This is a genomic window from Williamsia sp. (assembly GCF_036566845.1).
Lineage (GTDB): Bacteria > Actinomycetota > Actinomycetes > Mycobacteriales > Mycobacteriaceae > Williamsia.
Map to the genome: position 1 here is coordinate 1 of NZ_DATCVM010000116.1, position 6,549 is coordinate 6,549.

Annotated in this window: 7 protein-coding genes and 1 pseudogene; all 8 read left to right on the forward strand. The window is 64.3% G+C overall.

Annotation, left to right across the window (positions count from 1 at the left end):
• Nucleotides 1–181: 181 nt before the first annotated feature.
• A complete protein-coding gene (locus VIQ49_RS11015) occupies nucleotides 182–466 on the forward strand; it encodes a hypothetical protein (RefSeq protein ID WP_019749787.1) in 285 nt (94 codons plus the stop codon).
• On the forward strand, nucleotides 463–696 hold the full coding sequence (locus tag VIQ49_RS11020; RefSeq protein ID WP_019749786.1) for a hypothetical protein: 234 nt from the start codon (nucleotides 463–465) through the stop codon (nucleotides 694–696). The genes VIQ49_RS11015 and VIQ49_RS11020 overlap by 4 nt, the downstream gene beginning before the upstream one ends.
• Before the next feature lie 199 nt (nucleotides 697–895).
• Nucleotides 896–1,174 (forward strand): hypothetical protein, encoded by a 279-nt coding sequence (locus VIQ49_RS11025; RefSeq protein WP_019749784.1) that lies wholly within the window; start codon nucleotides 896–898, stop codon nucleotides 1,172–1,174.
• A gap of 63 nt (nucleotides 1,175–1,237) precedes the next feature.
• Nucleotides 1,238–1,846 carry a hypothetical protein gene (locus VIQ49_RS11030; RefSeq protein WP_257217705.1) on the forward strand — a complete coding sequence of 203 codons (609 nt, stop codon included), beginning with the start codon at nucleotides 1,238–1,240 and terminating at the stop codon, nucleotides 1,844–1,846.
• Nucleotides 1,843–2,694: a hypothetical protein gene (locus VIQ49_RS11035; protein ID WP_019749782.1), complete on the forward strand. Its 852-nt coding sequence runs from the start codon at nucleotides 1,843–1,845 to the stop codon at nucleotides 2,692–2,694. The genes VIQ49_RS11030 and VIQ49_RS11035 overlap by 4 nt, the downstream gene beginning before the upstream one ends.
• Nucleotides 2,679–4,265: a hypothetical protein gene (locus tag VIQ49_RS11040; protein ID WP_285183751.1), complete on the forward strand. Its 1,587-nt coding sequence runs from the start codon at nucleotides 2,679–2,681 to the stop codon at nucleotides 4,263–4,265. Before VIQ49_RS11035 ends, VIQ49_RS11040 begins: the two co-directional genes overlap by 16 nt.
• Nucleotides 4,262–5,749, forward strand: coding sequence for an SCO6880 family protein (locus VIQ49_RS11045; RefSeq protein ID WP_019749780.1), 1,488 nt, complete (start codon nucleotides 4,262–4,264; stop codon nucleotides 5,747–5,749). Before VIQ49_RS11040 ends, VIQ49_RS11045 begins: the two co-directional genes overlap by 4 nt.
• 11 nt (nucleotides 5,750–5,760) lie before the next feature.
• Nucleotides 5,761–6,549 (forward strand): annotated as a pseudogene (locus tag VIQ49_RS11050) (hypothetical protein); the annotation flags it as partial.

Consider the following 6,549-nt stretch of genomic DNA (forward strand, 5'->3'; position numbering starts at 1 on the left):
ACAGTATCCGCTGGTACGTGATCCGACCTCGTTGCAGGTGTGGTCACCGTTCGATCCGGAACCGGAACGCAAACGCGGCCCCGACGACGTTCCGGCGGACATCGCCGAACTCGGCAAGGCCTTACGCGAATCCATCATCGCCCGCATCAAAACCCAACAAAAGTGAAAGGTCGCCCACCACATGGTTATTCACACGCTCCAGACCGGCATCGACATTCTCGCTCAGATCGACCTCACACCCGAAGCGCCTCCGAAGTCCGAAGGATTCCTCCGACTCGGTCGGTGGCTGCTGTGGGGCGTCGTCCTCGCCGGGGTGTGCGCACTCGTCTACGCCGGCGGAAAGTTCGGCTGGGAAAAGTACTCCGGCGGCCAGCTCGAATCCCCGAAGATCGTCGTCGGCGCACTCATCGGCGGTGTGATCGCCACCAGCGCAGGAACGATCATGAACACGGTCGTGTTGTCGTGATTGCCCGCGTGATCATGCTCCTGGTCGGACTCGGAGGCGGCACGCTCGCCTTGTACGGCAATCGTCTCTGCACCCAGGGCCATGCGAAGGCGGCCGACGACTACGCGAACGGTCGGCCGACGGCCACGGGTATGCGCGTGCTGGACAGGGGCTTTCTGCTGGCAGTCGCCGGGATCGTCGTTGTCGTGATCGCGCTGCTCACGTTCCTGTTCGTGGGTCCGATCCAGTGAGCGCGGCGCAGTGGGCATTGTGGTCGGTGACCGTCATCGCGGTTGTCGCGACGGTCGGCGGGGCTGCGGTCACGGGATGGGAGAGGTTTCGGGGGTACACCCCGTGCTCTATGTCGGATCGGGCGCAGTGGTCTGCCCTGCTCGGCGCTGGTGTCCTGAGCGTCACCGCGGGAGTCTCCGCAGCTAACGGGGTTTCCCCATGGTGAACCTCACGCTGGCGGCCGCACAGACAGCTCTGGCATTCAAAACGCCCCCGCCGGAAGTCACCGACCCGATCATGACCCTGCTGCGCTACCTGCTGTGGTTCGCGTTCGCGATCTTCACCATCTCGATGATCTGGGCGGCAGGACGGCTGGCATACACCCGCTCACAGTCACCACACGAAACAGATTCCGCCCAAACGATTGTCGTGATCCTGATCGTTTCGGTCATGGCATCCGGTGCGTCCGGTATCGCTGCCGCCCTGTTGTCGTTCTGACCCTCATCTGACGAAAGGCATTTCCTTCCAATGAAACTCACCCAACGCATAGGGTTCGCCGTCATGGCTGCCGCTGTCGTGGCGGTCGGGGCAGGATGCGGGTCCGACGACTCCGATACTCCCACCGACGTAGCGACGACCGACGCTCCGGACGTGTCGGCACCGCCGAGCAACGTCCGGTGGCAGGACTACCAAACAATCGCGTTGCCTGTCGCAGATCAGGGACCGAAAACCAACTCCGGTTCCGGCCCGGTCAGCGGCTTCACCCACGATCCGCAGGGCGCGGCGCTCGCTGCGATTCAGCAGACGGTGCGGCTTTCGGTCGCTCCGGATCACCAGTGGCCCGGTGTCGTGGCCGCAGGTGTTGCGCCTGGTCCTGCTCGTGACGACTTCGCGATCAGCCGACAGCTGCTCTCGTTCACTGCCCCGCCGGCTCCAACAGAAGCACCGAAGATCGTGGGCTACGAGGTCAGCGACTACAACGTCGACAACGCAGCGGTGACAGTGTACTCCGCGTTCCCCGATCAGTCATTCGCAGCATCACAGGTAACGGTGGTGTGGTCGGGCGACGACTGGAAGCTACTGCTCCCAGGCGACGACGAGACCAGCGGCCGGGTGAGTTCGGTCGACGGGCTTCCGTCGTCGGCGATTGCATTGGCGGCCAACCGATGAGGGCCACGAAGCAGCAGCCGCAGAGCAGCGAGGAAGAGTCCTTCATCGGTCGCAAATGGACGTTCTACCTTGCGCTGATCATCGTGGTCGTCGTTGTAGTGGGCGGGGTGATCGCCGTGGTGATCAATCGCAGTAAGACCGACGAACCGACCCCGCAGCCTCAACCGGGAACGACGATCGCTCCTCAGCAAGACCGCTCGGACTGGGGATTGCCGTACATCGACGAACTCGGCTTCCGGGTCGAAGTACCACCGAATCCGAACGGTGTCGCTCTCGATCAGGATCGTTCCGGCCAACCGGACCGGGGCGCGGCTGATTACGCAGCACTTCCGCCTGCCGGGGTGATGTGGCAGAAGGTGCAGAACTTCCCGATGCCGTTCTCCACATCGGACGGACCGTCCAAGGTCGACGACGCCCTGGCCACCGGTTTCGCCCAGACACCCCAAGGTGCAGCGCTTGCTGGGATCAGTCTGTGGAATCGAGCAGCGTCGAGCGTCGAAGGTGCCCTCGACGTGATGGAAAAGCGCACGATCGCCGCCACACCTGAACTTGAAGCTGAACGGGCGAACAACATTTCCAACGCGAAACAACACCTGTCCAACGGTGAAACCGGCCGCGTATCCGTTCCACTCATCCGGCAGGAGGCGTACCGCCTCAAGTATTGGTCGCCGGACTACGCCGTTGTCGAATACGCCGGGAACAACGTTTCCGGCAACGGCTGGACCACCGTTCCGTTGGAGTTGCTCTGGCGGGACGGGGATTGGTCTCTAAAGCTCACACAACGCAACGCCGACGAGGTCGGCCAGACTCCGACGTTAGCGGGGTGGACGCGGTGGCCAGGAAAGTAGTCCTCGCGCTCGTCCTCGCGCTGTTGGTCATGTTCGGGAGTGCGTCTGTCGCCTCCGCGCAGGATGTCCCACAAACTCCCGGGGATTCACAGACCGAGGAAGAGGATTCGAGCGGTCTGTGCAACACCGTCGGGGGCATCGCTGGAGGAATAGCTAACGTCATCATTCCTGGCAGCGGCGCCCTGATCAGCCCAACTGCCGGAGGAATCTGTGATGCCGGAGGTAATCCGGTCACTGCGGTGACGTCCTTCGCCGGCGACAAAGTCAACGAGATGTGGGATTCGCAGTTCGGCGACATCGTCAAGTCGTTCCTCGAGGCTATGGCTCAGGTGCTGACGATGGCGATGACGTGGTGGATCAAGCTGCCAAATCCGGACCTGGCGAATTCGACTCCGCTCCAGGCGATCACGGAGTACACCGGCTGGATTCAGTTGGCACTGCTGACCGCGTCGGTGATTTTCATGGCCATCAAATTGGCGGCCGCGAAACGTCACGCCCTGCTCAACGAAGCGGAGGAGACGTACAAGGCGTTGGCGCGCACGGTGTTCGCGACGACGATGTTCGCCTCGATCATCGCGTTGGCCACTCTTGCCGGTGACCGGTTCGCCGAGTGGATCGTCGACGACACCTCGAACAAAGACCCGATCGGGATGGTGAACTCGATGCTCGCGGTCAGTGCCTTCACCGGTGCTTCTCCGGGGCTGCTGTTCGTGATCGGCCTGGTGGGGATCTTGGGCGCGCTGGCTCAGGCTGCGTTGCTCGTGGTTCGTCAAGGGTTGTTGATCGTGGCTGTCGCGGCTGTGCCGGTTGCGGCCGCTGCGTCCGGAACGAGTACCGGATCGCAGTCGTACCAGAAGTTGGTGTCCTGGATTCTCGCGTTTCTGCTGTTCAAGCCCATCGGCGCGCTGGTGTATGCGATGGCATTCCTTTCCGCTCAGGACTCGGCGCGGATCACCGAAGGCGAGACGCCGTCGGCGGATCAGTTCCAGCAGTCCTTGATCGGCATCATCTTGCTCGCGCTCGCCGCTGCGGTACTGCCGGCGTTGCAGCGGTTGATCGCTCCGGCGGTCGCAGCCGTGGGGTCCGGCGGCTCGGGCGCGGCGGCGACGGGCATGGCATTGATGGCCGGTGCTGCGGCATTTACCGGCGGCAAGTCGATGGCGGCCGGTAAGTCGGCCGGCGCAGGCAGCAAGTCTGCGGGCGCATTCAGCGGCGGACCCGGCGGCGGAAACAGCGGCGGGTCCTTCGCAGGCGGCGGTCGTCCGGGCGGTGGCGGCGGAGGCGGTGGCGGTGGCGGCGGAGGTTCACGCGGCGGCGGCCGCGGAGGAGCGTTCGGTCAGCCGCCGAACACGCGGACCTCTCCGGCATCGGGCCGCACGTCCCAAGGTGCCAGCGGATATCGCAGCGCGGGCAGTGGCGGCAAGGGTTCCGGCGGCGGATCGAAGGCGAGTAAGGCGATCGGCGCAGTCGGCTCCGGCGCGAAGTCCTCCGATCGCGGCGCGGGAGACCTTGCCGGGGACCGGTATTCGAGTAGTCAGACCGATCTGGGAAGGAACACGATTCGGCGATGAGCACCACAAACGAGAACGGTTTGCTCTATACGGGCTGGACCAAGCCACGTAATTCCGGGTTGTTCGGTCTGACGTGGGGCACGACGATCGTCTGCTTCGTGCTGGTGATCGCGGTTATGGGATCGATGTTGGTCGGTGGTTTCAAGGTCGGCCTGACGGTGTTGGCGGTTTCCGTCGTCGTTGCTGCCCCGCTGGTGTGGGGCAGGGACGGACGGAGTGGATACGAACTGACGGTATTGAGAATGCAATGGCTCCGGACGCGCCGTCGGCGCGAAAACATTTACCGCGGTGGACTGTTCTCTGAAATCCCCGGCGGGAAGGCACTTCTGCCCGGCGTGGCCGCGGACACGAAACTCTACGAGGGTGAGGACGCCGCCGGGTACCGGTTCGGGATGATCCACATGCCCAAACTTCACCTGTACACGGTGGTCCTCAAGGCGTGGCCGCAGGGCGATGAGGCGGTCGATCAGTCGATGATCAACGAATGGGTGGGGGAGTGGGGCGTCGTCCTCGCCTCGATGGGTCAGACCTCGGACGTGGTCTCGGTCGTCCCGGTGATCGACTGCGTGCCCGAGACCGGAAACCGGTTGCTGGCGGAGGTCATTCGCCAGACCGAACCGGATGCACCGCAGTTGGCGCAGGACTCGAATTACGAGGCGGCTGAACTGTTCGCCACCGAGCAGGCTCAACTTCTGCCGCGCTTGGCGGTCACGTTCCGAGCGACCACCGATGCTCGTAAGAAGGACCCTTCGGAGCAGGCCGTCGAAATCGGTCGCAGGCTTCCCGGTCTGTGCGCCGCGATGCGCTCCGCCGGAGTCGGTGTCCGCCCGATGGCAGCCTCGGACGTCATTTCCTTCGTTCGCCGCTCGACTGATCCGGCCTCGCAGGAAGACATCGAACGCGCCGACGCGACGGTGGAAGGACACGGGTTGGACTGGTCCGACGCCGGCCCGATCTCGCACGAAGAACGCTTCGACCAGTACATCCACGACGGTGCCCGCTCGGTGACCTGGGAAATGGAGATGGCGCCGACCGGCGCGGTCGACGAAGGCGTGTTGCGCCGCATCCTCGCTCCGAACCCCGACATTCCGCGTAAGCGGGTCGCGATCGTCTACCGCCCGCACACGGCCGCGGATGCAGTCAAGATCGTCGACAACGACTACAAGAACGCTCTGATCGCCGAACAGGGCGGCAAGGGCATCGGCTCGGTCACCGCAACGTTGAAGGTGGAAGCGACCGCCCGTGCCCGTGAGGAACAGGCGCGTGGTCACGGACTGGTGCGGTTCGGCATCTTGATCACCATCACCGAACCTCTCGACGGGGACATTCCGGCGATCGACGCGATCATCAAGGACCTGTCCGTGCAGGCGCGGTTGAAGGTGCGCCGCGCGTACCGCTACCAGGCGGCCGGGTTCTACGGCTCCCTCGGCATCGGCGTCATCTTGCCCGAGCACGCCTCCATGCCGTCGGCGATGGCCGGATAGGGGGCTCGGTCATGGTCAAGCTCCTCACCGAAGAACAGCGCCGGCAAGTGCTGGCACGCTCCCACGGCCCCACCTTGGCCGGTGTACTGGCTCGCCATCACCTCAAGATGGACGACAAACGTCGCCGGAACCTGGAGGCGCAGAAGGCAAGCGAAGAACAAGAAGGGTTCCTCCTGCCTGCCCTCAAGCTCTCCGACCGCGGCTATCGCGGTGCGGGCGGTGGCCGGATGGCCTCGGTCGGCCGTCAGGTCGAATACCGTGCCTCCTCGGCGCAGGCGGCCGGCATGTGGCCGTGGGCCGTCGGAGCTGGTGCTCCGCTGATCGGGACACCGGTCGGGCGTCATCTGCTCACCGGCGCCCCGGTCCTGTTCGACCTGTTGTCCTGGTTCGTCGAAGGCCTGATCACCGCCCCGGTCGGGTTCGTTCTCGGACTCAACGGTTACGGCAAGTCCTCGTTCGTGCGCCGGATGGTTCTCGGCGGCGTCGCGCAGAAAGTGACCACCCTCGTTCTCGCCGACGTGAAGCCGGACTACCGCAATCTGATCGAGGCCGTCGACGGTCAGGTCATCGACCTCGGATACGGGTACGGCCGGGTCAACCCTCTCGCCGGTGGTGTCCTCGGCTCGATCCTGCCTCGACTGGCGGTGTTCCCGGAGCTGGCCCGCAAGATGCTCACCGAACTACGGGCACGCCAGTTGCAGACCATGTCCGGACTGATCGAACTATCCCGTGGCAGTGCGGTGCGCGACTACGAGGAAACGATCATCTCGTCCTGCATCGAGATCCTCTACAACGAAAAG

Bases quoted from the DNA above. Each gene is read 5' to 3' on its own strand.
- VIQ49_RS11015 (WP_019749787.1), top strand. From the start codon at position 182: ATGGTTATTCACACGCTCCAGACCGGCATCGACATTCTCGCTCAGATC.
- VIQ49_RS11025 (WP_019749784.1), top strand. From the start codon at position 896: ATGGTGAACCTCACGCTGGCGGCCGCACAGACAGCTCTGGCATTCAAA.
- VIQ49_RS11030 (WP_257217705.1), top strand. From the start codon at position 1,238: ATGGCTGCCGCTGTCGTGGCGGTCGGGGCAGGATGCGGGTCCGACGAC.
- VIQ49_RS11035 (WP_019749782.1), top strand. From the start codon at position 1,843: ATGAGGGCCACGAAGCAGCAGCCGCAGAGCAGCGAGGAAGAGTCCTTC.
- VIQ49_RS11045 (WP_019749780.1), top strand. From the start codon at position 4,262: ATGAGCACCACAAACGAGAACGGTTTGCTCTATACGGGCTGGACCAAG.